The sequence below is a fragment of the Streptomyces sp. NPDC048288 genome, from assembly GCF_043201555.1.
Taxonomy (GTDB): Bacteria; Actinomycetota; Actinomycetes; order Streptomycetales; family Streptomycetaceae; genus Streptomyces.
On record NZ_JBICZD010000001.1, the window covers coordinates 658,995 to 683,688 of the forward strand.

Below are 24,694 nucleotides of genomic sequence, written 5' to 3' on the forward strand. Positions count from 1 at the left end.
AGGAACAAGAAAACTAGGAGCGCGCCGTGACCGCTGGTGCCGTGGCCTCCCGGCCCGCCTGGCTGCAGGAACCGACCCTCGCATGGCGCCCCGCCGTACACGGTGTGGTGCTCTGCGCCCGACCCCATGACCTCGCCGACTGCCTCGGCCCGAACGCCGTCGGGGCGGCCGTGGCCGTCGGCCCGCCCGCCGCCGGTCACGACCATCTCTGCGGACTCCAGGAGCTGCTGGCCGTCCTGCTGCCCGCCGTGCGCGAGGCCCGGCCCGAGGTGCCGGAGCGGCACGCCGAGGTCCTCGCCCTGCTCACGCGACCGGAGGACGCGCAGGCGCCCCGGGGCCGGTTCGTGCCGGTGTCCGAGACCGCCTCGCTCGGCACCACCCGGCGCATCAGCCGGGAGTCCCACATCACCGCCGGCTGGATCGACCGCGCGGCCCGCTTCCTCGTGGACGCCCTTCCCGTGCTGGGCGAGCGGCCCGTTCTCGTCCTGGACGCCTTCGACCGCTGGGACCGTATCTCGGTCCGCATCCTGTACCGGACCGTGCTGCTCGCGGACCAGCAGGGCCGGGGCATCACCGTCCGGGGGCTGCTGAAGGACGGCGGCAGCCTGTTCCTGGAGCGGCTCTCCGGGCAGCGGGCGGTCGGCGTGTGCGGGGTGCTGCCGCCGACGGCCGAGACTCTCCCCGGTGCGCCCGGTGCGCCCGGTGCGTCCGGTGCGTCCGGCCTCGCGGTCGAACCCTGGCACTCCGACGGCTCGGCCGGCCCGCTGCGTGCCATCGGCGACGCGATCGCCCTGCAGAACTTCGAGCGGGCCGATCTGCTGATCGCCGCGCATCTGGCGGCCGTCGGAGGTGACCCCGGCCGGGCCGACGACACGGCCGACCTGATCAGGCTCCAGGCGATCTCGGAGGCGCAGACCGGGCGGATCGACAGCGCCGTCGCGAAGCTGGAACGGTCCCTGGAGCTGGCCGGGAAGCCGGAGTTGAGGGCCCATCTGAACTACCTGGTGGCGCTGCTGGTCACCAAGCGCAAGGACGACACCGACACGGCGCGCACCTTCTACCTGCGCGGCCTGGAGTGCCTGGACGAGTTGGCCGAGCCGGGTGTGGACGCGCAGGTGGAGCGGGCGTGGATCCTCAACGGGCTGGCGCTCGCCGCGGCCATCGACGCCCGCGAGACGTCGGACGCGGAGCGCCGGGACCGGCTGTTCCAGAGCGCTTTCGAACTGGAGTTTGACGCCTTCCGGATGGTCCGTGAGATGCCGGGGGACAGCGCCTTCTACCTGCGCTACAACCTCAGTCACAACCTGGCCTTCCTGCTCCAGATCACCGGCCGGCACCGGCAGGCGGAGGAGTTCCTGCGCTCGGTGTCGGCGACGATGCTCGGCACCGGCAGGCCCGAGTTCTTCGTGCCCCACCACTACGCGATCGCCGTCCTCCAGCTGCGCCGGGGCAGTCACGAGGAGGCCGCGGCCTCCTTCGCGGCGGCCGTCCGCGTCGCCCACACCCTGCGGGACCCCTTCCACCTGGAGAAGCTGCTCGCCGCCGCGGGCTACACGGACCTGCGGCGCGGCGATCACCCGGGTGCCGCCCGCCACTACCGGGACGCGGCGCGCACGGCCCGCCGGCTCTGCGACGAGACGGCGTTCGCGCAGGACCTGGCGGGACTGCTCTGGGCGCTGACCCTGCAGGGCGCCCGCTGGGACCGGCACACCCTGGCCGCGGCCCGCATCTGGTACCCCGAGGCGGCCGGAGCGTACGACCGCGGCGCCGGCCGCGACGAACTCGCCGAGGCCCTGACCGCCGCCGGCGCCGACATTTCACCCCCCTCCTCCAAACTCCCCTCCTACCTCCCCGCAGTCGACCTCGAAGGCCTCCCCGGCCGCGACCTCAACCGCTTCCTCGCCGGCATCACGGCCCGCGAGAACCCGAGCGGACTGCTGACGCAGAGCAGCGCCGACGGGACGACCGGGGCGGGCGATGCGCTGGGAGCAGGGGGGCCCGAGGGGGGTGGGGCTGCGGCAAGGAAAGCCGCGGGTCCAGGTGGGCCCGTGGTGAACGGCGTCTCCGGTTTCGGGCGGGCTGTTGTGGGGGGTGGGCGGGCGTGAGTGGGTTGCCGCGGTTGACGGGGGCTCAGGCGGATGCGTTGGCGGGGCGGTTTCTGGAGCACTGCCGGGGGGCGGGGGTGGTGGATGCGGGGGTGCCCGAGGTGTCGTGGGGGGAGTTTCATGCGTTGCGGGCGCGGTTGGCGGCGTCGTTCGAGGTGCCGACCACCACACTCACGCCGCTCGCGGCACGGGTGCTGTACGGGCTGGCGGCGGCTCGGCGGCCGGCGGCGGTGGCGACGTTGGGGTGCTTCGCGGGGAACCTGATGGCGTGGGTGTCGGGGCCGGGGTTCGGGCCCGAGCCGCGGTATGCGGGGCGGCGGTCCCTGGGGCTGGACGTGGCCGCCGAGCCGGTGGCGCTCGCCGAGGGCAACCTGCGGCGGGCCGGGTTCGCGCCGGGCGCCGGGGCCGTCGTAGGAGATGCCTTCGAGGCGGCGGAGCACAGCGCGGGGGAGCGGTGGGACCTGCTGCTCATCGACATCGACGTGCCGGGCTCGCGCAAGTCCGGCTACGCCCGGCTGCTGGAGCGCTGGCTGCCCCATCTGGCGCCGGGCGCGCTGGTGATCGCCCATGACGTGTGCCACCCGGTCTTCGCCTGGGACCTGCGGGACTACGGGGCCTTCGCCAAGGACCGGGGGGCGATCGCCACCACCACCCTGCCGGTGGACGACTGCGGGTTCGAGGTCAGCCGCTGGCCGGGCTGACCCGGAACGGGCGGTGAGGGGAAATCGATTCGGCGGAAACAATTCCGTCATCCGTGCGGCATCACTTCACAGAGACCTGACGCAACTTCGCACAGCCCTGACGAGGTTCCGCCCGAATCTTCTTGAACGGGTCGGTCGGTATGACGGACTATTTAGTCGGCTTCCGGAGACGGCGCAGCGGGCACCGCTATTGACGAGCTGTCAGTATGGGCGGGCCAATGGCGAATAATTGACCACCTGTTGAAGGTCGGTCGATCGGCCGTCGGTTAGTCATCGATTCCGAAATGAATTCCCCAGGATGACCGAGGAGAGTGGCATGGACGCCGAAGTCATAGTCGTGGGAGCCGGCCCGGCAGGGCTGATGCTCGCCGGCGAATTGCGGCTCGCCGGAGTCGACGTCGTCCTTCTGGAACGACTCGCCGAACGCACCGGTGAATCGCGCGGACTCGGCTTCACGGCACGGACGATGGAGGTGTTCGCCCAGCGCGGTCTGCTCTCCCGGTTCGGGGAGATCGAGGTCAGCGCCTTCGGGCACTTCGGCGGCCTGCCCGTCGACTTCGGCCTCCTCGACGGAGCCCACCAGGCGGCGAAGACCGTGCCTCAGTCCCACACCGAGACGGTGCTGGAGCAGTGGGTCACCGACCTCGGCACGGACGTCCGCCGCAGCCACGAGGTGCTCTCCGTCAAGGACGACGGCGACAGCGTCCTCGTCGAGGTGCGCGGCCCGGACGGCGTGCACGAGCTCCGCGCGCGCTACCTCGTCGGCTGCGACGGCGGCCGCAGCAAGGTCCGCAAGGCCGTCGGCTTCGACTTCCCCGGCACCGCGGCCACGCTGGAGATGTACCTCGCCGACGTACGCGGCCTGGACCTCGAACCGCGCATGATCGGCGAGACGCTGCCCGGCGGCATGGTGATGGTCGGTCACCTGGCCGACGGCATCACCCGGCTGATCGTCTGCGAACGCGGCACGCCTCCGCAGCGCCGTACCGAGGCCCCCGCGTACGCCGAGGTGGCGGCCGCCTGGAAGCGGCTGACCGGCGTCGACATCGCGCACGGCGAGCCGGTGTGGGTGAGCGCGTTCGGCGACGCCACCCGCCAGGTGACGCGGTACCGCAAGGGCCGGATCCTGCTGGCCGGGGACTCCGCGCACATCCATCTGCCCGCCGGCGGCCAGGGCATGAACACCAGCATCCAGGACGCCGTCAACCTGGGCTGGAAGCTCGCCGCGGTGGTCCAGGGCCGGGCGCCCGAGGCCCTGCTCGACACCTATCACGAGGAGCGCCACCCGGTCGGCCGGCGCCTGCTGATGAACACCCGCGCCCAGGGCCTGCTGTTCCTCAGCGGCGGCGAGGTCCAGCCGGTCCGTGACGTGCTCACCGAGCTCATCGCCTACCCCGAGGTGTCCCGGCACCTGGCCGGCATGGTGAGCGGCCTGGAGATCCACTACGACGTCGGCTCCGGCCCCCACCCGCTGCTCGGCCGGCGCATGCCGTCGCTGGGGGTGCGGACCCCCTCGGCCGCGCGCACCACCACCAGCTTCGACCTGCTCACCGCGGGCCGCGGGGTGCTGCTCGACCTGGAGGACACCGCCGCCCTGCGGGAGCGGGCGCGGCCGTGGTCGGACCGGGTGGACGTCGTCACGGCGACCCCGGTCGGGGTCACCGCCGGCAGCCCGCTGTCCGGCACCGCCGCGGTCCTCGTCCGCCCCGACGGCTACGTCGCCTGGGCCGCCCCCGGCAGCCACCACGACCTGCCCATGGCGCTGGAGCGCTGGTTCGGCCCGGCCCGGGCGGGCCTGCCGCGCTGACCGCCGTCCCGATCCGCCCCGAGCGCAGCGAAACCACAGCGGCAGCGCAGCGGATTCGCAGCGCATTCGCAGCGAAGGAGAAGAAGAAAACCATGCACAGCACGCTGATCGTCGCCCGGATGGAACCCGGCGCACGTTATGACGTGGCCCGGCTCTTCAAGGAGTTCGACGGCACCGAAATGCCGCACATCATGGGCACCCGGCGCCGCCAGCTCTTTCTCTACAAGGGTCTCTACTTCCATCTCCAGGAATTCGACACCGACAACGGCGGAGAGATCATCGAAGAGGCCAAGACGGATCCCCGCTTCGTGAAGATAAGCGAGGACCTCAAGCCGTACATTCAGGCCTACGACCCCGCCACCTGGCGTTCTCCCGCCGATGCCATGGCCAAGTCGTTCTACCACTGGGAAGCCTCCTCGTGACCGGTCGCCGTGTCGCCATCACCGGAATCGGAGTGCTCGCTCCGGGCGGTATAGGCGCGAAGAATTTCTGGAATCTGCTGAGCGAGGGGCGGACCTCGACGCGGGGCATCACCTTCTTCGACCCCGCTCCCTTCCGGTCCCGGGTGGCCGCGGAGATCGACTTCGACCCCGAGGAACACGGGCTGAGCCCGCAGGAGATCCGCCGGATGGACCGCGCCGCCCAGCTCGCCGTGGTGGCGACCCGGGAGGCCGTCGCCGACAGCGGCATCGCCCTGGCGGAACTCGACCCGCACCGCACCGGCGTGACCATCGGCAGCGCGGTCGGCGCCACCACCGGCCTCGACCAGGAGTACCGGGTCGTCAGCGACGGCGGCCGGCTCGACCTGGTCGACCACCGCTACGCGGTCCCGCACCTCTACAACCACTTCGTGCCGAGCTCCTTCGCGGCCGAGGTCGCCTGGGCGGTGGGCGCCGAGGGCCCCTCGACCGTCGTCTCCACCGGCTGCACCTCCGGCCTCGACTCGGTCGGGCACGCGGTGGACATCATCCGGGAGGGCACCGCGGACGTCATGATCGCGGGCAGCTCGGACGCGCCGATCTCGCCGATCACCGTCGCCTGCTTCGACGCGATCAAGGCGACCACCCCGCGCAACGACGACCCGGAGCACGCCTCCCGCCCCTTCGACGGCACCCGCAACGGCTTCGTCCTCGGCGAGGGTTCGGCGGTGTTCGTCCTGGAGGAGCTGGAGAGCGCCCGGCGCCGCGGAGCCCACATCTACGCGGAGATCGCCGGCTACGCCTCCCGCTGCAACGCCTTCCACATGACGGGACTGCGGCCGGACGGCGCCGAGATGGCCGAGGCCATCGGCGTCGCCCTCGACGAGGCCCGGATCGACCCGACGGCGATCGACTACATCAACGCGCACGGCTCCGGCACCAAGCAGAACGACCGCCACGAGACCGCCGCGTTCAAGCGCAGCCTCGGCGAGCACGCCTACCGGACGCCGGTCAGCTCGATCAAGTCGATGGTGGGCCACTCGCTCGGCGCGATCGGCTCCATCGAGATCGCGGCCTCCGCGCTGGCCATGGAGAACAACGTCGTTCCGCCCACGGCCAATCTGCACACCCCGGACCCCGAGTGCGACCTCGACTACGTGCCGATCACGGCGCGGGAGTGGCGTACCGACACCGTCCTGACCGTCGGCAGCGGCTTCGGCGGCTTCCAGAGCGCCATGGTGCTGGCCCGGCCCGACAGGAGCATCGCATGACGACCCCGGTTGTGGTCACGGGCCTCGGCATCGCCGCTCCCAACGGCCTCGGCACCAAGGACTTCTGGGCGGCCACGCTCAGGGGCGAGAGCGGCATCGGACCGGTCACCCGGTTCGTCCCGGACCAGTACCCGGCGCGGCTGGCCGGCGAGGTGCCCGGCTTCGTGGCCGAGGACCACCTGCCCGGCCGGCTGCTGCCGCAGACCGACCGGATGACCCGGCTCGCGCTGGTCGCCGCCGACTGGGCGCTGGAGGACGCCGAGGTCACCCCCAGCGAACTCAACGCCTACGACATGGGCGTGATCACCGCCAGCTCCTCCGGCGGCTTCGAGTTCGGGCAGAACGAGCTGCAGAAGCTCTGGAGCAAGGGCGGCCAGTACGTCAGCGCCTACCAGTCCTTCGCCTGGTTCTATGCCGTCAACACCGGCCAGATCTCGATCCGCAACGGCATGAAGGGCCCCAGCGGTGTCGTGGTCAGCGACCAGGCGGGCGGCCTCGACGCCCTGGCCCAGGCGCGCCGGCAGATCCGCAAGGGCACCCGGCTCATCGTCTCCGGCGCGATCGACGCCTCGATCTGCCCCTGGGGCTGGGTCGCCCAGCTCGCCGCCGAACGCCTCAGCCGGCAGGACGACCCGGACCGGGCGTACGTGCCCTTCGACGCGCTCGCCGACGGGCACGTACCGGGCGAGGGCGGCGCCATCCTCGTCCTGGAGGACGGCGCGACGGCCCGCGCCCGGGGCGCCCGGATCTACGGCGAGATCGCCGGCTACGGCGCCACCTTCGACCCCCGGCCCGACAGCGGCCGCCCGCCCGGCCTGCGCCAGGCGATCCGCGCCGCCCTCGCCGACGCAGGCGCCGAACCCGGCGACATCGACGTGGTCTTCGCCGACGCGGCGGGCGTGCCCGCGCTGGACCGCGTCGAGGCCGACGCCCTCACCGAGGTCTTCGGCCCGCGCGGAGTGGCCGTGACGGCACCCAAGACGATGACCGGCCGCCTCTACTCGGGCGCCGCGCCCCTGGACGTGGCGGCCGCGCTGCTCGCGATCCAGGACGGGGTCGTCCCGCCCACCACCAACGTGCGGCCCGCCGAGGAGTACCGGCTCGACCTGGTCACCGGAGCCCCGCGCACCGCCGCCGTCCGCACCGCCCTGGTGGTCGCCCGCGGCTACGGCGGCTTCAACTCCGCGGTGGTCGTACGCGCCGCGGACTGACCCGCCGCCCACGCGATCCCACCGCACACCCCCACCCCACCCACCCACACCGGCACACGGAGGAAACCGTCATGCCCGAACGCACCTTCACCCTCGACGACCTGCGCCGCATCCTGCTGGAGAGCGCGGGCAGCGAAGAGGGCGTCGACCTCTACGGCGACATCGAGGACAGCGACTTCGAGGAGCTGGGCTACGAGTCCCTCGCGCTCCTGGAGACCGGCGGCCGTATCGAGCGCGAGTTCGGCGTCAGCCTCGACGACGTCAACCTCTCCGACATCACCACCCCGCGGGCCCTCGTCGCCGCCGTGAACGAGCTCCTCTCGGCCGACGTCGCCGCCTGACCCCCGACCCGGCCTGACCTCCCCCGATCAGGCCGACCGAGCGGGCCGGACCGTACGTCCCCCGACGGACCGGCCCGCTCCCACCCCAGGCCCCGCCCACCCCGGGCCCCGCCTGCCACGGGCCGCCTCGCCCCTTCCCGCGCAAGGAGAAGCACATGACAGAGCAGAACGGCCGGGTCGCCCTGATCACCGGCGCCACCAGCGGAATCGGCCTCGCCGCCGCCCGCATCCTGGGCGCCGCGGGCCACCGGGTGTTCATCGGCGCCCGCAACGCCGAGAAAGTGACGGAGACGGTGAAGCAGCTGCAGAGCGAGGGCATCGACGCCGACGGCGCCACCCTCGACGTGCGCTCCACCGAATCGGCGCACGCCTTCGTCCAGGCCGCCGTCGACCGCTTCGGCACCGTCGACATCCTGGTCAACAACGCGGGCCGCAGCGGCGGCGGTGTCACGGCCGACATCGCCGAGGAACTGTGGGACGACGTCATCGACACCAACCTCAACAGCGTCTTCCGCCTCACCCACGCGGTCCTCAACACCGGCGGCCTGCGCCACAAGGACTGGGGCCGCATCATCAACATCGCGTCCACCGCGGGCAAGCAGGGCGTCGTCCTCGGCGCCCCGTACTCCGCCTCCAAGCACGGCGTGGTCGGCTTCACCAAGGCCCTCGGCAACGAGCTGGCGCCCACCGGGATCACCGTCAACGCGGTCTGCCCGGGCTACGTCGAGACGCCGATGGCACAGCGGGTGCGCGCGGGCTACGCCGCCGCCTACGAGGTCACCGAGGACGCGATCCTGGAGAAGTTCCAGGCCAAGATCCCGCTGGGCCGCTACTCCACCGCGGACGAGGTGGCCGGCCTGGTCGGCTACCTGGCCTCCGACACCGCCGCCTCCATCACCTCCCAGGCGCTCAACGTCTGCGGTGGCCTGGGCAACTTCTGAGCGCCCCGCCCCGCCCCACGACCCCGCACTCACCCCAAGGAGCCTGACCATGCCGCAGCCCGGCCTGCGCGAGGTGGAGCACGAGATCACGGTCTCGGCTCCGGCCGCCGCCGTCTACCGTCTGATCGCCGAGGTCGAGAACTGGCCGCGGATCTTCCCGCCGACCATCTACGTGGACCACCTGGAGCGCGCCGGGGACACCGAACGCATCCGGATCTGGGCCACGGCCAACGGCGAGGCCAAGAACTGGACCTCCCGCCGCGTCCTGGACCCCGGCCGGCTGCGCATCGAGTTCCGCCAGGAGGTCTCCACCCCGCCGGTCGCCGCCATGGGCGGCACCTGGATCATCGAGCCGCTCGACGAGTCCACCTCCCGGATCCGGCTGCTGCACGACTACCGTGCCGTCGACGACGACCCGGACGGCCTGCGCTGGATCGACGAGGCGGTCGACCGCAACTCCCGCTCCGAACTCGCGGCCCTGAAGACCAACGTCGAACTCGCCCACGCCGCCGAGGAGGTGACCTTCTCCTTCGAGGACTCCGTGCGGATCGCCGGCTCCGCCAAGGACGCCTACGACTTCATCAACGAGGCGCACCTGTGGCAGGAGCGGCTGCCGCACGTCGCCTCCGTCCGGCTCGACGAGGACGTGCCCGGGCTGCAGACCCTGGAGATGGAGACCCGCGCCAAGGACGGCTCCACCCACCTCACCAAGTCCTACCGGGTGTGCTTCGAGGGCCGGAAGATCGCCTACAAGCAGGTGACCCTGCCCGCCCTGATGACCCTGCACACCGGCTACTGGACCTTCACCCAGGACGCGGACGGCACGACGGCCTCCTCCCAGCACACCGTGGTCCTCAACACCGCGAACATCAGCCGGATCCTCGGCCCGGACGCCGGAGTCGCCGAGGCCCGGGAGTACGTCCACACCGCGCTGAGCACCAACAGCCGCGCCACGCTGGGGCACGCCAAGGCCCACGCCGAGGCGCGCTGACCATGTCCGGCACCCTGCGCACCCAGGTACTCGTGGTCGGGGCGGGCCCCGCGGGGCTGATGCTCGCCGGGGAACTGCGGCTCGGCGGCGCCGAGGTGCTGGTCGCCGAACGGCTGACCACGCCCACCACCGAGTCCCGGGCCTCGACCCTGCACGCCCGGACCATGGAGACCCTCGACGCCCGGGGCCTGCTGGAGTCGTTCGGCACCCCGCCGAACGAGCCGGCCGGGCACTTCGGCGGCATCCCGCTCGACCTGACCCTGCCCAGCAGCCACCCCGGGCAGTGGAAGATCCTCCAGGCGGACGTCGAACGGGTGCTGCAGGAGTGGGCCACCGGACAGGGCGCGAAGCTGCTGCGCGGCCACGAACTACGCGCGCTGACCACCACCGCCTCCGACCACGTCCTGGCCGAACTGGCCGGCCCCGACGGTCCGGTGACGGTCCGGGCGGAGTACGTCGTCGGATGCGACGGCGAGCAGAGCGCCGTACGACGGCTGGCGGGCTTCGACTTCGCCGGAACGGACGCCGAGCGGGAACTGCTGCGGGCCGACGTCGCCGGCATCGACATCCCCAACCGGCGCTTCCAGCGGCTGGAACGGGGGCTGGCGATCGCGGCCCGCCGCCCCGACGGCGTCACCCGGGTCATGGTGCACGCCTTCGGCAGCCCCGCCCGGCCCCGCACCACGGCCCCCGCCTTCATGGAGATCGCCGACGTCTGGCGCCGGGTCACCGGCGAGGAGATCGGCCACGGCACCCCGCTGTGGGTCAACTCCTTCGGCGACGCCTCCCGGCAGGTCACCGAGTACCGCAGGGGACGCGTCCTGCTGGCCGGGGACGCCGCCCACCGGCAGATGCCGATCGGCGGCCAGGCCCTCAACCTCGCCCTCCAGGACGCGGTCGACCTCGGCTGGAAGCTGGCCGCCCGGGTGACCGGCCGGGCCGGCGAGGAACTGCTCGACTCCTACCACGGCGACCGCCATCCGGTCGGCCGCCGCATCCTGGGCAACATCAGGACCCAGGCCCGGCTGCTGCTCGGCGGCGCGGAGGTGGAGGCCGTCCGCGAGGTGTTCGCGGAACTGGCCGCGCTGCCACCCGCCCGCGCCCACCTCGCCGCCATGATCGCGGGCCTCGACATCGCTTACGACTCTGCAGGCGACTCCGCGGGCGACTCTGCGGGCGACTCCGCGGGCGACGGGCATCCGCTGCTCGGCCGGCGCTTCCCCCCGCTCGCCCTGACCACCCCGGACGGCGAGGCCACCCCGGCCGCGCTGCTGCGGGCGGGCCGGGGCGTGCTGCTCGACCTCTCCGGGGACGCCGGGCGCGAGGCGGAGTGGTCCGCCGTGCTCCGCCCCTGGGCCGGGCGGGTGACCCTCGTGACGGCCCGCCTCCGGAACGGTGCCAACCCGACGGGCGGCGCGGACACCGCGGACGGCACAGCAGGCGCGGACCTCGCGGACACCGCCGCCGTCCTGCTCCGCCCGGACGGCTACACCGCCTGGGCGGCGACGCCCGGCACCACCACCGGCCTCCCGGCGGCCCTGCACCGCTGGTTCGGCACCCCGCCCGGCGCCCCCGCGCCCGGCCCACGCACCACCGCATCCGACACACCGGCCCGGGCATCCGCCGCAGCGGCCGGCCACGGCAACCTGAGGAAGGCCACGATGGGAACGCTCACCGGCAAGACAGCACTGGTCACGGGATCGAGCCGAGGCATAGGCCGGGCGACGGCCCTGCGCCTGGCCGGCGAGGGGGCACTCGTCGCCGTCCACTACACCAGCAACCAGGAGGCGGCCGACGACGTCGTCCGCACCATCGAGAAGGAGGGCGGCCGGGCCTTCGCCGTCCAGGCCGAACTCGGCGTCCCCGGCGACGTCCACGAGCTGTTCCTCGGCGTGGAGCAGGGGCTCAAGGAGCGCACCGGCACCACCGACCTGAACATCCTCGTCAACAACGCCGGGGTGATGGGCGGTGTGGCGCCGGAGGACACCACCCCCGAGCTGTTCGACCGGATCGTCGCGGTCAACGCCAAGGCGCCGTTCTTCATCATCCAGCGGGCGCTGACCGTCATGCCCGACGGCGGTCGCATCATCAACATCTCCACGGGCCTCACCAGGACCGCCAACCCCCAGGAGATCGCCTACGCGATGAGCAAGGGCGCCGTCGAGATGCTCGCCCTGCACTTCGCCAAGCACCTCGGCCCGCGCGGCATCACGATCAACAGCGTCGCCCCGGGCATCACCCGCAACGACAACCCGGTCTTCGACATCCCCGAGGCCGTCGAGCAGATGGCCCAGCTGTCGGTCTTCAACCGGGTCGGCGAACCCCGGGACGTCGCCGACGTCGTCGCGCTGCTCGCCTCCGACGAGGCCCGCTGGATCACCGGCTCCTTCGTCGACGCCAGCGGCGGCACCCTCGTCGGCTGACCGCACGACGGGGACGGACAGGACGAGACAGCGGGACGGGACAGGACGGACGGGGGCAGGACGATGAGACCGACGACCACGACACCGGTCGCCGAACAGCCCGGCGCGGACGGCACGGACGGCACGGCGGCCGGCCGGTGGAGCCCGCGCCAGTGGGCGCTGCTGACGGTGCTGGCCGGCAACATGCTCATCGACGCCCTGGAGGTGTCGGTGAGCGTGGTCGCCCTGCCCTCCGTCGGCAAGGACCTGGGGGCCGACCCGGTCACACTGCAGTGGGTCATGACCGGCTTCGCAACCGGCTTCGCGGCGGCCCTGCTGTTCGGCACCCGGCTGGTGGACCGGCTCGGACGGCGCCGGGTGTACCTCGCCGCCGTCTCCGTCTTCGCCGCCGCCTCGCTGGCCGGGGCGCTGGCCGACACCATGGGGCTGCTGGTCGCCACCCGGATCGTCAAGGGCGTGTGCGCCGCGCTCACCGCACCCACCGGGCTGGCGATCATCACCGGCACCTTTCCGGAGGGCCCCGCCCGCAACCGCGCCGTCTCCGTGTACAGCCTCTTCGGGGCGAGCGGCTTCTCCCTGGGCCTGGTGCTCTCCGGGCTGCTGACCGAGGCCAGTTGGCGCTGGACGTTCGCCTTCCCCGCCCCGGTCGCCGCGGTGCTGCTGCTGGCCGGGCTGCGGCTCGTACCCGAACAGCGCGGCAGAACCCGGGCGGACGGCGGCCGGCCCTACGAACTGCCCACCGCGCTGGGCCTGGCCGCCGCGCTCCCCGCCCTGGTGTACGGCATCGTGAACGTGCCCCGGCACGGCTGGGCCGCGCCCGGCACGCTCACCGCGTTCGGACTCGCCGCCGCCCTGACCGCGCTGGTCGTGGCCAGGGAACGGCGGGCCGAGCACCCGCTGCTGCCGCCCCGGGTGCTCGCCCGACCCGCCCTGCGGCGCTCCGCGTTCGGCGCCGCCGCGCTCAACGGGTCGTATCTGGGCCTGCTGTTCGTCGTCACCTTCCACCTCCAGACGATCCTCGGCTGGTCACCGGCGAGGACCGGTCTGGCCCTGCTGCCCGCCGCGCTGCCACTGGCGCTCTCCGCCGCGTACTCCGGGCGGCTGGTGCAGCGCTTCGGCGCCGCCCGCCTGATCGGCGTCGGCTATCTGGCACCGCCGCTCGGCTACGCCCTCTACCTCCGTACGTCGGTCCCCACCCACTACGCCACCGACGTCCTGCCCACCCTGCTCCTGCTCGGCGCGGCCTTCGTCCTCTGCTTCGCCGCGCTGCACCTCCAGGCCCTCGCCGCCGCCCCCGAGGCGGAACCCGGCGTCGCGAGCGGCGTCTACCAGACGGCCGTCCAGTTCGGGGCCGTCCTGATGCCCGCCCTGGTGGCCGCGCTCATGACGGCCCACCGCCCGGGACCCGGAGCCTCCGCCGCCGACACCCTCGCCGCCTACCACCCGGCCCTCCTCCTCATCACCACCGTCGGCCTCACCGGCCTCGCCGTATCAGCCACCGCCTTCCTGCCCCGCCGCGCCTCCCGGTCGAGCGCGCCATGACGAACCACAGCGAGGACAAGGCGCCGACGGTCCGTTCCACCCGGCACACCACCGAGGCCACCCGGCAGCCCGCCGAGCGGGACGCCCCGGTGCCCGCCGAGCAGGATGCCCCGGTGTCCGTGGAGCGGGACGCTCGGGTGTCCGTCGAGCGGGCCGACGGGATCCCTGCCGAGCGGGGCGTCCGGGTGCCGGTGGAGCGGGCCGACGGGATCCCCGTGGAGCGGGGCGTCCGGGTGCCGGTGGAGCGGGCCGACGGGATCCCTGCCGAGCGGGGCGTCCGGGTGCCGGTGGGGCGGGCCGACGGGATCCCTGCCGAGGGGGGCGTCCGGGTGTCCGCCGTGCAGGACGACCGGATCCCCGTCGACCTCTGGTTGGTGCGGCCGCCGGTCCCGGCCGGTGGTGGGCGTCGGCTTGCTGTGGCCGAGCTCGACGGGCGGGAGCGCAGCCGGGCCGCAGGCTTTCTGCGGCCGCGGGACGGGCTGTTGTACACCGCCGCGCACATCGCCCTGCGCCGGCTGCTCGCCGCCGTGCTCGGGGTCCCGCCGCAGGACGTGGCGTACGTCCGGGAACTCTGCCCGGGCTGCGGCGCACCGCACGGCCGGCCCGCCGTGCGACCGGGCCCCGCGCCCGCGCCGCACTTCTCGCTGTCGCACAGTGGCGGGTGCGCCCTGGTCGCCGTGGCCCCGGCGCCGGTGGGGGTCGACATCCAGCGTCGGCCCACCGAGCGGGCCACGGAGATGTGCGTCGGCCTGCTGCACCCCGGTGAGCGCGCCGAGCTCGAAGCGCTGCCGCGGGACCGGCGCGGCGCCGCCCTCGGACAGCTGTGGGCCCGCAAGGAGGCCTATCTCAAGGGCATCGGCACCGGACTGGAACGCCCCGCGCACGCCGACTACCTGGGCACGCCGGGCCACGGCCCCTGGCACCGGCCCCCGCACTGGACGGTCCTCGACCTGTCCCGCGCCCCCGCCCACGCGGCCGTCGCCGTCCCGGGCGCCCCGGCCCTGCCCCTGCGGATCCGGCCGCTGCCCGCCGAGTGGCTCCACGAGGGCGACGCCGCCCCCGCGCTGGCCGGGATCGCGCACCTGACCAGGGCCGTACGTGTGAAGGAGACAACGACATGACCACCACCGCCTTCGTCTTCCCCGGCCAGGGCTCCCAGCGCGTCGGCATGGGCCGGGACCTCGTCGAGACCTGGCCCCATCTGCTCGACGCCTACTACCGGCCCGCCGACGAACTCCTCGGCCTCCCGCTCACCGAACTGTGCCGGCAGGGCCCCGCCGAGACGCTCGCCGACACCGCGATCACCCAGCCCGCGATCCTGCTCACCAGCGTCGCCGTCCTCGACGTCCTGCGCCGCCACGGGATCCGCCCCGGCCTGGTGGCCGGGCACAGCCTGGGGGAGTACGCGGCACTGGTCGCCGCCGACGCCCTGGACTGGCGCGACGCCCTGCGGCTGGTCCGGCTGCGCGGCCGGCTGATGGCCGCCGTCAACGAGCGGGTGCCCGGCCGGATGGCCGCGGTGATGGGCCTGGACCTGCGCACCGTGGAAGGCCTCTGCGCCACCGTCCAGGAGCTGACCGGCCAGGTCGTCGAGGTCGCCAACGACAACGAGTTCGCGCAGACCGTCGTCTCGGGACAGGCCGCGGCGGTCGACGAGCTGATCACGGCCGCGCGGGCCGCCGGAGCCACCCGCGCCCTCGCGCTGAAGGTCGGCGCGCCCTTCCACAGCAGCCTCATGGCGCCCGTGGAGGAGGAGTTCACCCGCGCCCTGCTGGACACCGAGTTCCGCGACCCGGCCGTCCCCGTGCTCTCCGCGGTCACGGCCGCACCGCTGACCGGTGCCGACGAGGTCGTCGACGCCCTACGACGACAGCTCACCGGCCGGGTGCGCTGGACCGAGTCGGTCACCCGCATCGCCGACGCCGGCACGGACCGGATCCTCGAAGTCGGCCCCGGCAAGGTCCTCGCCGGACTCTGCCGCCGGATCGCCCCCGGCGTCCCCGCCCACACCACGCACGACGCGGCCCATGTCGCGTCCGCCCTGGAACTGTTCGCCGCGGCCGGGGACCCCGTCACCGCCGTCTGACGGCACCTCACACCACACCACGCCGAGAAGGGGGAAACCATGCCCGCCAGTGGGAACACCGTCCAGGACCGCCTGGACGAACTGGCCGCGATCAAGGAGTCGGTCCTCGCGGGACCGGACCCCGCGGCCACCGAGCGCCAGCACGGCAAGGGAAAACTCACCGCCCGGGAACGCATCGAACTGCTCCTGGACAAGGACTCGTTCAACGAGGTCGAGCCGCTGCGCCGGCACCGCGCGGCCGGCTTCGGCCTGGAGGCCAGGAAGCCCTACACGGACGGCGTGGTCACCGGCTGGGGCACCGTCGACGGCCGGACCGTGTTCGTCTACGCCCACGACTTCCGGATCTTCGGCGGAGCCCTCGGCGAGGCGCACGCCCAGAAGATCCACAAGATCATGGACATGGCCGAGTCGGCCGGCGCGCCCGTGGTGAGCCTCAACGACGGGGCCGGCGCCCGCATCCAGGAGGGCGTCACCGCACTCGCCGGCTACGGCGGCATCTTCCAGCGCAACACCCGCGCCTCCGGCGTCATCCCGCAGATCAGCGTGATGCTCGGCCCGTGCGCCGGCGGCGCGGCCTACTCACCCGCCCTCACCGACTTCGTCTTCATGGTCCGCGACACCTCGCAGATGTTCATCACCGGACCGGACGTGGTGAAGGCCGTCACCGGCGAGGAGATCACCCAGAACGGCCTCGGCGGCGCCGATGTGCACGCCGCGACCAGCGGGGTCGCGCACTTCGCCTACGACGACGAGGAGGGCTGCCTGGAGGACGTCCGCTTCCTGCTCGGACTGCTCCCCTCCAACAACCGGGAGACCCCGCCGGCCGTCGCGACCGACGACCCGGCCGACCGCCCCACGGACGCCCTGCTGGACCTGGTCCCGGCCGACGCCAACCGCTCGTACGACGTCCGCGCCGTCATCGAGGAGATCGTCGACGACGGCGACTTCTTCGAGGTGCACGCCCTGTGGGCGCCCAACATCGTGGTCGCCTTCGCCCGGCTGGACGGGCATGTCGTGGGCCTGGTCGCCAACCAGCCCGCCGCCACCGCCGGGGTCCTCGACATCGAGTCCTCGGAGAAGGCGGCCCGGTTCGTCCAGCTCTGCGACGCCTTCAACATCCCCCTGGTCACCCTGGTCGACGTCCCCGGCTTCCTCCCCGGCGTCGACCAGGAGCACAACGGCATCATCCGGCGCGGCGCCAAGCTGCTCTACGCGTACTGCAACGCCACCGTGCCGCGCATCTCCCTGATCACGCGCAAGGCGTACGGCGGCGCGTACATCGTCATGGACTCCCGCTCCATCGGCGCCGACCTCGCCCTCGCCTGGCCCACCAACGAGATCGCGGTCATGGGCGCGGAGGGCGCCGCCAACGTCATCTTCCGCCGGGAGATCAACGCCTCCGACGACCCGGACGCGGTCCGGCGGCGAAAGATCGAGGAGTACCGCACCGAGCTGATGCACCCCTACTACGCCGCCGAACGCGGCCTGATCGACGACGTCATCGACCCGCGCGAGACCCGGGCGGTGCTGATCAGGTCCCTGGCGATGCTCCGGGCCAAGCACGCCGAACTGCCCTCCCGCAAGCACGGCAACCCGCCGCAATGAGGAGTGTCCCGATGACCACCGAACCACTGATCCGCGTCGAGAAGGGCACCGTCGGCCCCGCCGAACTGGCCGCCCTCACCGCCGTCCTGCTGCGGCGCGTCGCACACCACCAGGTCTGCGCCGAGGAGCCGTGCGCACAGTCCCCGCGCTGGAGCAGGTCGGGCACCCGCCACGCCGCGGACGCCCCGCTGAGCTGGCGCTCGGCGCACCTGCGGAACACCGCCCGCCGGCCCTGGCTGGGCTGACCACTCATCGACCGGCCCCCACCAGGGCTGCGACAAGGAAAGGATGGATCATCGTGCGTAAGGTGCTCATCGCCAACCGCGGTGAGATCGCTGTCCGCGTGGCCCGGGCCTGCCGGGACGCCGGTCTCGCGAGCGTGGCCGTCTATGCGGATCCGGACCGTGACGCTCTGCATGTCCGCGCCGCGGATGAGGCGTTCGCCCTGGGCGGTGACACCCCGGCCACCAGCTATCTGGACATCGACAAGGTGCTGCGGGCCGCCCAGGAGACCGGCGCGGACGCGGTCCACCCCGGTTACGGCTTCCTCTCGGAGAACGCCGAGTTCGCCCAGGCGGTCCTGGACGCGGGTCTGACCTGGATCGGCCCGCCGCCGCAGGCGATCCGCGATCTGGGTGACAAGGTGGCGGCCCGTCATATCGCCCAGCGTGCCGGTGCCCCGCTGGTGGCCGGCACCCCCGACCCGGTCTCCGGCGCCGACGAGGTCGTCGCCTTCGCCACCGAGCACGGCCTGCCGATCGCGATCAAGGCGGCCTTCGGCGGCGGCGGACGCGGCCTGAAGGTCGCCCGCACCCTCGAAGAGGTCCCCGAGCTCTACGAGTCCGCCGTCCGCGAGGCGGTGGCCGCGTTCGGCCGCGGCGAGTGCTTCGTCGAGCGCTACCTCGACCGCCCCCGCCACGTGGAGACCCAGTGCCTGGCCGACAAGCACGGCAACGTGGTCGTCGTCTCCACCCGCGACTGCTCCCTCCAGCGCCGCCACCAGAAACTCGTCGAGGAGGCCCCCGCGCCGTTCCTGTCCGACGCCCAGGTGGACGAGCTGTACCGCGCCTCCAAGGCCATCCTCAAGGAGGCCGCCTACGAGGGCGCCGGCACGTGTGAGTTCCTGGTCGGGCAGGACGGCACGATCTCCTTCCTGGAGGTCAACACCCGCCTCCAGGTCGAGCACCCGGTGACCGAGGAGGTCGCGGGCATCGACCTGGTCCGCGAGATGTTCCGCATCGCCGCCGGCGAGGAACTCGGCTACGGCGACCCCGAGCTGCGCGGGCACTCCTTCGAGTTCCGCATCAACGGCGAGGACCCGGGCCGCAACTTCCTGCCCGCCCCCGGCACGGTCACCCGCTTCGACGCCCCCTCCGGCCCCGGTGTCCGCCTGGACGCCGGCGTGGAGGCGGGTTCGGTCATCGGCCCGGCCTGGGACTCCCTGCTGGCCAAGCTGATCGTCACCGGCCGCACCCGCGCCGAGGCCCTGCAGCGGGCCGCCCGCGCCCTGGACGAGTTCCAGGTCGAGGGCATGGCCACCGCCCTCCCCTTCCACCGAGCGGTGGTCAGGGACCCCGCCTTCACGGGCGAGCCCTTCACGGTCCACACCCGGTGGATCGAGACCGAGTTCGCCAACGAGATCAAGCCCTTCACGGTGCCCCTCGACACCGAGACGGACGACGAGACGGGCCGCGACACCGTGGTCGTCGAGGTCGGCGGCAAGCGGCTGGAGATCTCCCTGCCCTCCACGCTGGGCATGACCCTGGCCCGCACCGGTCTGGCCGCCGGGGCCAAGCCGAAGCGCCGGGCCGCGAAGAAGTCCGGGCCGGTCGCCTCCGGTGACACCCTCGCCTCGCCCATGCAGGGCACGATCGTCAAGGTCGCCGTCGAGGAGGGGCAGCAGGTCGAGGAGGGCGACCTGATCGTCGTACTCGAAGCGATGAAGATGGAACAGCCGCTCAACGCGCACCGGGCCGGGACCGTCAAGGGTCTCGCCGCCGAGGTCGGTGCCTCCCTCACGTCCGGTGCCGTGATCTGCGAGATCAAGGACTGAACGGACGATGAGTTCCTTGGCGCTGTCGGTCCTGCTCTGTCTGGTGTCGGCGGCCTGCTATGCCGTGGGGGCGCTGTTCCAGGAGCGGGTCGCCGGCGCGGCCCGGCAGTCGGCCGTGCGGGCCACCCTGCGCTCCGGCCTCTGGTGGACGGCGCTCACCCTGAACGGCGGTGGCGGACTGCTGCACGCGCTCGCGCTTCGCTGGGGCCCGCTCACCCTCGTACAGCCGCTGGGCGCGCTCACCCTGGTGTTCGCCCTGCCCCTCGCCGCGCCGGGCCGGGCGGTGCCGGGGCGGGCGGTGTGGGCCGGGGTGGGGCTGGTCACCGGTGGGCTCGCGGTGCTGACCGGGCTGGTCGACACCGGGCCTGAGGTGCTGCTGTCCGTCCGGCAGCAGTCGGTGATCGCGGCCCTGGGCGTCGGCGCGGTGGCCCTGCTGGCCGGGGCCGCGGCCGCGACCCGGTGGCCTGCGGCACGCGGAGCCGTGCTCGGGGTGGCGGCCGGAGTGGCGTTCGGGGTGGCCTCGGTCCACGTCAAGGCGGTCGTGGCGGGCTGGGGCGTGTTCGGCGCGGGCGCCGAGGCGGCGGGGCTGTGCCTGATGGGGGTGCTCGCCCTCGCCGGGGTGGCCGCGTCCCAGGCCTCGTACCGCGGGGCCGGCCTCACTGTGCCGCTGGTGGCCACCACGCTCGCCAATCCCGTCGTCGCGTCCCTGGTCGGCGTCGCCGTCCTGGACGACGGCTTCCACCTCGGCGCCGCCGGCGGCGCCCTGGCGGTGGCCGCGGCGGCGACGGCGGCCGTCGGACTGCTGCTGGTGGTCGGCGACCGGACCGGCCCCGGGGCCGCGGGCCGCGGCGAGCGGACCGTCCTCGTGGCCGGCGGCGCCCCGCGCGCCTCGCCGGGGGAGCCGCCCGTGCCCTGCCTGTCAGCCCGTGCCAGAGACCGTGCCACAGAGAGTTCCGACCCCAGGGGAGGTCAGCCATGCCCGGAGAGTCCGTACGCCTCGCAGTGATCACCAGCAGTCCGCCGGAGAGCGGCTCGGGTCCGGTGGTCGCCCGCTGGCTGACCCGGCAGGCCGAGCAGTTCGGCGGGTTCAGCGTCGACGTGATCGACGCCGTCGCGGCCGATCTGCCGGTGGTGGTCTCCCCGGACCGGGCCGCCGCCGCCCGGCACCGGCTCGACGAGGTGGCGACCCGCATCGAGGCGGCCGACGCCTATGTGGTCGTCACCGCCGAGTACAACCACGGCTGCCCCGCTGTTCTGAAGAGCGTGCTCGACTGGCATCCCACGCAGTGGCGCGGCAAGCCGGTCTCCTTCGTCTCCTACGGCGGCCGCTCCCGGGGGCTGCGGGCGGTGGAGCAGCTGCGGCAGATCTTCGCCGAGCTCCATGTCGCCACCCTGCGGGACGGCGTCAGCTTCGCGGACGCGCGCAGCCACTTCGACGAGGACGGCAACCCACGGGACGTGCCGGGCCTCGACGCGGCGGCGAAGACCATGCTCGGCCAGCTGGTGTGGTGGGCCGTCGCCCTCCGACAGGCCCGCGGGCGCCGCCCGTACACGGCATGAGCGCGAAGGAGACGACGGTGGCGACGCAGCAGACGCGGCACACCCCGGCTTCGGCCCCCGCGCCGGAGCGCACCCTCGCGACCAGGACCTCCGGGGTCACGGACATCACCCTGGACGCGGGCGGCATCACCCTGTCGGGGCTGCACATCGCGCCGGACGGGCCGCCGCCCCGGGCGGTCGTGGTCGCCGTGCACGGGGGCGGGATGACGGCCGGGTACTTCGACGGGCAGGCGCATCCGAGCGTGTCGCTGCTGGGGCTGGGGGCGAGCCTCGGGTTCGCGGTGCTGAGCCTGGACCGTCCCGGCTACGGCCGGTCGGCCCGGGAGATACCCGAGGGGCAGAGCCTCGCCGAGCAGTCGGCGACCCTGCACGCGGCGCTCGACGACTACGCCCGGCGCTTTCCCACGGGCGCCGGGTTCCTGCTGGTCGCGCACTCCTTCGGCGGCAAGGTGGCGCTGACGGCCACCGCCGACGACGTGTGCGACCGGATCATCGGCGTGGACGTGTCCGGGTGCGGCCACCGCTACGCCGTGGACCTCGGGGAACCGCCGGGCGACCTCGCCCGCGAGTCCTGGAAGTGGCACTGGGGGCCGCTGCGGCTCTACCCGCCGAACAGCTTCCGCTACAGCAGGCCCCTGCTGGCGCCGATGCCCCCGGTGGAGCTGCGGGAGCTGCGGCAGTGGTCGGAGCTGTTCCCCGGCGTGGCCGCCCGGGTCCGGGTCCCGGTCCGGTTCACGTTCGCGGAGTACGAGAACTGGTGGCTGCACGACACCGACACCCTGACGGAGCTGGCCGGGCATCTCCGGTCGGCCCGGGTCACGGTGGACCGGCAGCCGGACGCGGGCCACAACATCAGCCTCGGCTGGGCCGCCCGCTCCTACCATCTGCGCGTCCTGGGCTTCCTGGAGGAACTGCTCGCGTGCCGCGAACAGGCGGGCCCGTGAACCAGGAGACCCGCCCGCGCCCCGCGCCGCCCACCGGCCCCACGCCCCGGTTCCGGACCATCTGGCGCTCCTGGTCGGTGTCCAACTTCCGTGCCACCGGCCGGTCTTCGTCGGTGCGTCGCAACATCCGGTCCATCGGCCGGTCTTCGTCGGTGCGTCGCAACTTCCGTGCCATCGGCCGGTCCTTGTCCGTACGTCGCAACTTCCGCGCCACCGGCCGGTCCTGGTCCGTACGCCGCAACCTCCGGTCCATCGGCCGGTCCCTGTCGGTGCGTAACTTCCGGCTGTTCTTCGTCGGCCAGCTCGTGTCGGTGATCGGTACCTGGATGATGCTCGTCACCCAGGACTGGCTGGTGCTCTCCCTGTCCGGTGACTCGGCCACCGTCCTCGGCCTGGTGACGGCGCTTCAGTTCGCGCCCATGCTGTTCCTCTCCCTCTACGGCGGCCGGCTCGCCGACCGCCACGACAAGCGGGTGATCCTGCTCGCGGCCAACCTGGTCTCGGCCGCCCTGTCCCTGATCCTGGCCCCCCTGGTGTTCACGGGGGCCGTACGCGTGTGGCACGTGTGCGTGCTGGCCTTCTGCCTCGGCCTGGTCAACGCGATCGAGACGCCGGCCCGGATGTCCTTCGTGCACGAGATGGTCGGCGGCGACCTGCTGCCCAACGCCTCGGCGCTGAGCGCCGCCTACTTCAACCTGGCGCGCGTCTTCGGGCCCGCGCTGGGCGGTCTGGCGATCACCTGGCTCGGCATCGGACCGGTGTCCCTGCTCAACGCGGCCAGCTATCTGGCCACGGTGGCGGCGCTCCTGCTGATGCGCCCCGGGGAGCTGCTGCGCCGGGCCGGCCCCGCGCGGGACGGACGGACCGTGGACGCCCTGCGGTACGTGGCGGCCCGCCCCGACCTGCTGCTGCCGTTGGCCGCGGTCGCCCTGGTCGGGGTCTTCGGCCTGAACTTCCAGCTCACCCTGCCGCTGCTGGCCAAGACCGTGTTCCACGCCGACGCCGGTTCCTTCGGACTGTTCACCTCGGCCGTCGCCGTGGGATCGCTGCTCGGCGCCCTGATCGGCACGGGACGCGTGGGCCGCCCGTCGGAGACGCTGGTGGCCGGTGCCGCCCTCGCCTTCGGGGCGGCGGAGGCGCTGGCGGGACTGGCCCCGGGACAGGGCACCGCCCTGGTCCTGCTCGCGGTCACCGGTCTGACCGCCCTCTACTTCACCCAGGCCGTCAACCACCGGGTCCAGCTGGGGTCCGACCCCGGCCACCGGGGCCGGATCCTGGCGCTCTACACCCTGCTGGTGCAGGGCTCGACCCCGTTCGGCGCCCTGCTGACCGGCTGGGTCGCCGCCCATCAGGGCGCCCGCGCGGCTCTGGTCTACGGCGGCCTGATCTCGTCGGCCGTGGGCCTGGCGGCGCTCGCTCTGCGGGCTCCGCGCACCGCCCGGATCTCCCGGGAGGGGAGGGCGGACGGTGAAGCCGACGCGATTGGCCGGATCTGATCGGCCGGTGCGGCGGAGGCCGGGGTTCCGTCGCGGAACGCCGGCCTCCGCCGGATCACTCGGCCGCCGCCGGGAGCTGCGGCGCGGTCCCGGACATCCATACCGGGCGGACCGAGGTCCGGGAGAAACGCCAGCCGTCGGCCGTGCGGCGCAGGTCCACGTCCCAGACGCCGCCCACGGTGAACAGCGGGTCGAGACCCTCGCCGAGCTTCCGGAGCGTGGCCTCGTGGTGGATATGGGTCATCAGGGAGTTCCAGGACGCCGTGGCGGCGTCCGGATCGGCCGCGTCACCCTCGACGAGAAGGTCCGTGTTCATGTACTGGATCGCCGCCCAGTCCTCCACGGCCTGCTGCGACTGGCGAACGGCCGCGGCGCCCACGGCCGTTCCGTGCGGGCTCTCGGCCTTTACGTCGTCGGTGAAGTATTCGCTGCCCCAATCCCCTTCGAAGCGGCGTTCATTGAGGGCTCGGAAAAACCGGCCCACGAGTACAGTTATTGCTCTCTCGTCCTCTTGGCTTGTCATGCCATGTAGACTGCCATCCCTGGCCGATGTATCGTCAAGTTGCTATTTAGTCAGTCGAGTTCGCATGAATTCGGCGGCGGAAGTTCGCCCGTGAAGGGAATTTCTCATGCAGGTCCAGTACACCGACCGGATGGCCGCCGCGGTGCGGTCGGCGAGCGAACTCGCCGCCGCTCAGCGCAGTCCCGAATTATTCACCATTCATCTGCTCACCGTTCTCAGTGCGCAGGACGATTCCACTTTCTCGGCTCTGCTGGTGGCCAACGGCGTGGATCTCGCGGCTTTCCATGAATTCGCCGTCAACCGCAGCCGGCAGATGATTCCGCCGGTGGCGCGGACGTCCGCGGACGACATCTCGCCGAGCCAGGAGCACGCGGCCCTGCTGGAGGGCGCGGCCGCCGAGATGCGGGAGATCGGCGACAGCGGTCTCGGCACCGAGCACCTGCTGCTGGCGGCGCTCAAGTACCGTCCCGGCAAGGGCGCCTGGGCCGTCTTCGGTCTGTCGTACGCCCCGGTCCGCAAGAGCCTGGACGCCCTGCGCAAGAACACGAACGTCTGACCCCGGGCCGTCCCGGACGACGGGGGCGCACGGGCCGTGACGGTCCGTGTCCGCCCGTGTCCGTCGTGCGCCGCGGCCCGCTCGCCTCGCCCCACCCGACCGGCGTGCCTAGCATGGCA

The 24,694-nt window shown here is 73.1% G+C and carries 22 protein-coding genes; 21 read left to right on the plus strand and 1 reads right to left on the minus strand.

What is annotated here, in order from left to right; translation table 11 throughout:
* Window positions 1-26 precede the first annotated feature (26 nt).
* The 20 genes from ACGFZS_RS02850 to ACGFZS_RS02945 all read left to right on the plus strand — a co-directional run bounded on the left by ACGFZS_RS02850 (window position 27) and on the right by ACGFZS_RS02945 (window position 23,496).
* Window positions 27-2,105: a hypothetical protein gene (locus ACGFZS_RS02850; RefSeq protein WP_393793613.1), complete on the plus strand. Its 2,079-nt coding sequence runs from the start codon at window positions 27-29 to the stop codon at window positions 2,103-2,105.
* A gap of 155 nt (window positions 2,106-2,260) precedes the next feature.
* A complete protein-coding gene (locus ACGFZS_RS02855) occupies window positions 2,261-2,806 on the plus strand; it encodes an O-methyltransferase (protein ID WP_393793614.1) in 546 nt (181 codons plus the stop codon).
* 316 nt (window positions 2,807-3,122) lie between these two features.
* The gene (locus tag ACGFZS_RS02860; RefSeq protein WP_393793615.1) at window positions 3,123-4,613 is read left to right on the plus strand and encodes an FAD-dependent monooxygenase; all 1,491 of its coding nucleotides are present in this window, start codon (window positions 3,123-3,125) and stop codon (window positions 4,611-4,613) included.
* A 92-nt stretch (window positions 4,614-4,705) separates the two neighbouring features.
* Window positions 4,706-5,035: a TcmI family type II polyketide cyclase gene (locus tag ACGFZS_RS02865; RefSeq protein WP_355712822.1), complete on the plus strand. Its 330-nt coding sequence runs from the start codon at window positions 4,706-4,708 to the stop codon at window positions 5,033-5,035.
* Entirely contained in the window at window positions 5,032-6,303 is a 1,272-nt protein-coding gene (locus ACGFZS_RS02870; protein WP_355712819.1) for a beta-ketoacyl-[acyl-carrier-protein] synthase family protein, read from the plus strand. The genes ACGFZS_RS02865 and ACGFZS_RS02870 overlap by 4 nt, the downstream gene beginning before the upstream one ends.
* The gene (locus tag ACGFZS_RS02875; protein WP_365695695.1) at window positions 6,300-7,514 is read left to right on the plus strand and encodes a ketosynthase chain-length factor; all 1,215 of its coding nucleotides are present in this window, start codon (window positions 6,300-6,302) and stop codon (window positions 7,512-7,514) included. The genes ACGFZS_RS02870 and ACGFZS_RS02875 overlap by 4 nt, the downstream gene beginning before the upstream one ends.
* A gap of 71 nt (window positions 7,515-7,585) precedes the next feature.
* A complete protein-coding gene (locus tag ACGFZS_RS02880; RefSeq protein WP_355712813.1) occupies window positions 7,586-7,855 on the plus strand; it encodes an acyl carrier protein in 270 nt (89 codons plus the stop codon).
* A gap of 155 nt (window positions 7,856-8,010) precedes the next feature.
* On the plus strand, window positions 8,011-8,796 hold the full coding sequence (locus ACGFZS_RS02885; protein ID WP_393793616.1) for an SDR family NAD(P)-dependent oxidoreductase: 786 nt from the start codon (window positions 8,011-8,013) through the stop codon (window positions 8,794-8,796).
* Between the two features lie 49 nt (window positions 8,797-8,845).
* Window positions 8,846-9,787 (plus strand): aromatase/cyclase, encoded by a 942-nt coding sequence (locus tag ACGFZS_RS02890; protein ID WP_365695697.1) that lies wholly within the window; start codon window positions 8,846-8,848, stop codon window positions 9,785-9,787.
* A gap of 2 nt (window positions 9,788-9,789) precedes the next feature.
* A complete protein-coding gene (locus ACGFZS_RS02895) occupies window positions 9,790-12,210 on the plus strand; it encodes an SDR family oxidoreductase (protein ID WP_393793617.1) in 2,421 nt (806 codons plus the stop codon).
* A gap of 63 nt (window positions 12,211-12,273) precedes the next feature.
* Window positions 12,274-13,752 carry an MFS transporter gene (locus ACGFZS_RS02900; protein ID WP_393793618.1) on the plus strand — a complete coding sequence of 493 codons (1,479 nt, stop codon included), beginning with the start codon at window positions 12,274-12,276 and terminating at the stop codon, window positions 13,750-13,752.
* Window positions 13,749-14,873 carry a 4'-phosphopantetheinyl transferase family protein gene (locus ACGFZS_RS02905; protein WP_393793619.1) on the plus strand — a complete coding sequence of 375 codons (1,125 nt, stop codon included), beginning with the start codon at window positions 13,749-13,751 and terminating at the stop codon, window positions 14,871-14,873. Before ACGFZS_RS02900 ends, ACGFZS_RS02905 begins: the two co-directional genes overlap by 4 nt.
* Window positions 14,870-15,838: an ACP S-malonyltransferase gene (fabD, locus tag ACGFZS_RS02910; protein WP_393793620.1), complete on the plus strand. Its 969-nt coding sequence runs from the start codon at window positions 14,870-14,872 to the stop codon at window positions 15,836-15,838. The genes ACGFZS_RS02905 and fabD overlap by 4 nt, the downstream gene beginning before the upstream one ends.
* Window positions 15,839-15,877: 39 nt before the next feature.
* The gene (locus tag ACGFZS_RS02915; protein ID WP_365695703.1) at window positions 15,878-17,443 is read left to right on the plus strand and encodes an acyl-CoA carboxylase subunit beta; all 1,566 of its coding nucleotides are present in this window, start codon (window positions 15,878-15,880) and stop codon (window positions 17,441-17,443) included.
* 11 nt (window positions 17,444-17,454) lie between these two features.
* Complete coding sequence (locus ACGFZS_RS02920; protein ID WP_393793621.1) at window positions 17,455-17,688, plus strand: acyl-CoA carboxylase subunit epsilon; 234 nt, start codon at window positions 17,455-17,457, stop codon at window positions 17,686-17,688.
* Window positions 17,689-17,741: 53 nt separating this feature from the next.
* Window positions 17,742-19,496, plus strand: coding sequence for an acetyl/propionyl/methylcrotonyl-CoA carboxylase subunit alpha (locus tag ACGFZS_RS02925; protein ID WP_393793622.1), 1,755 nt, complete (start codon window positions 17,742-17,744; stop codon window positions 19,494-19,496).
* Window positions 19,497-19,503: 7 nt separating this feature from the next.
* Window positions 19,504-20,502, plus strand: coding sequence for a DMT family transporter (locus tag ACGFZS_RS02930; protein ID WP_393793623.1), 999 nt, complete (start codon window positions 19,504-19,506; stop codon window positions 20,500-20,502).
* On the plus strand, window positions 20,472-21,056 hold the full coding sequence (locus tag ACGFZS_RS02935) for an NADPH-dependent FMN reductase (protein WP_393793624.1): 585 nt from the start codon (window positions 20,472-20,474) through the stop codon (window positions 21,054-21,056). Before ACGFZS_RS02930 ends, ACGFZS_RS02935 begins: the two co-directional genes overlap by 31 nt.
* Window positions 21,057-21,073: 17 nt before the next feature.
* Entirely contained in the window at window positions 21,074-22,000 is a 927-nt protein-coding gene (locus tag ACGFZS_RS02940; protein ID WP_393793625.1) for an alpha/beta hydrolase, read from the plus strand.
* On the plus strand, window positions 21,997-23,496 hold the full coding sequence (locus tag ACGFZS_RS02945; protein ID WP_393793626.1) for an MFS transporter: 1,500 nt from the start codon (window positions 21,997-21,999) through the stop codon (window positions 23,494-23,496). Before ACGFZS_RS02940 ends, ACGFZS_RS02945 begins: the two co-directional genes overlap by 4 nt.
* Before the next feature lie 55 nt (window positions 23,497-23,551).
* Here ACGFZS_RS02945 and ACGFZS_RS02950 read toward each other — a convergent pair whose 3' ends face one another.
* Window positions 23,552-24,019 (minus strand): nuclear transport factor 2 family protein, encoded by a 468-nt coding sequence (locus tag ACGFZS_RS02950; RefSeq protein WP_359223171.1) that lies wholly within the window; start codon window positions 24,017-24,019, stop codon window positions 23,552-23,554.
* A 106-nt stretch (window positions 24,020-24,125) separates the two neighbouring features.
* Here ACGFZS_RS02950 and ACGFZS_RS02955 point away from each other — a divergent pair, with 106 nt between their 5' ends.
* Window positions 24,126-24,575 carry a Clp protease N-terminal domain-containing protein gene (locus ACGFZS_RS02955; protein WP_359223172.1) on the plus strand — a complete coding sequence of 150 codons (450 nt, stop codon included), beginning with the start codon at window positions 24,126-24,128 and terminating at the stop codon, window positions 24,573-24,575.
* The last annotated feature ends 119 nt before the right edge of the window (window positions 24,576-24,694 follow it).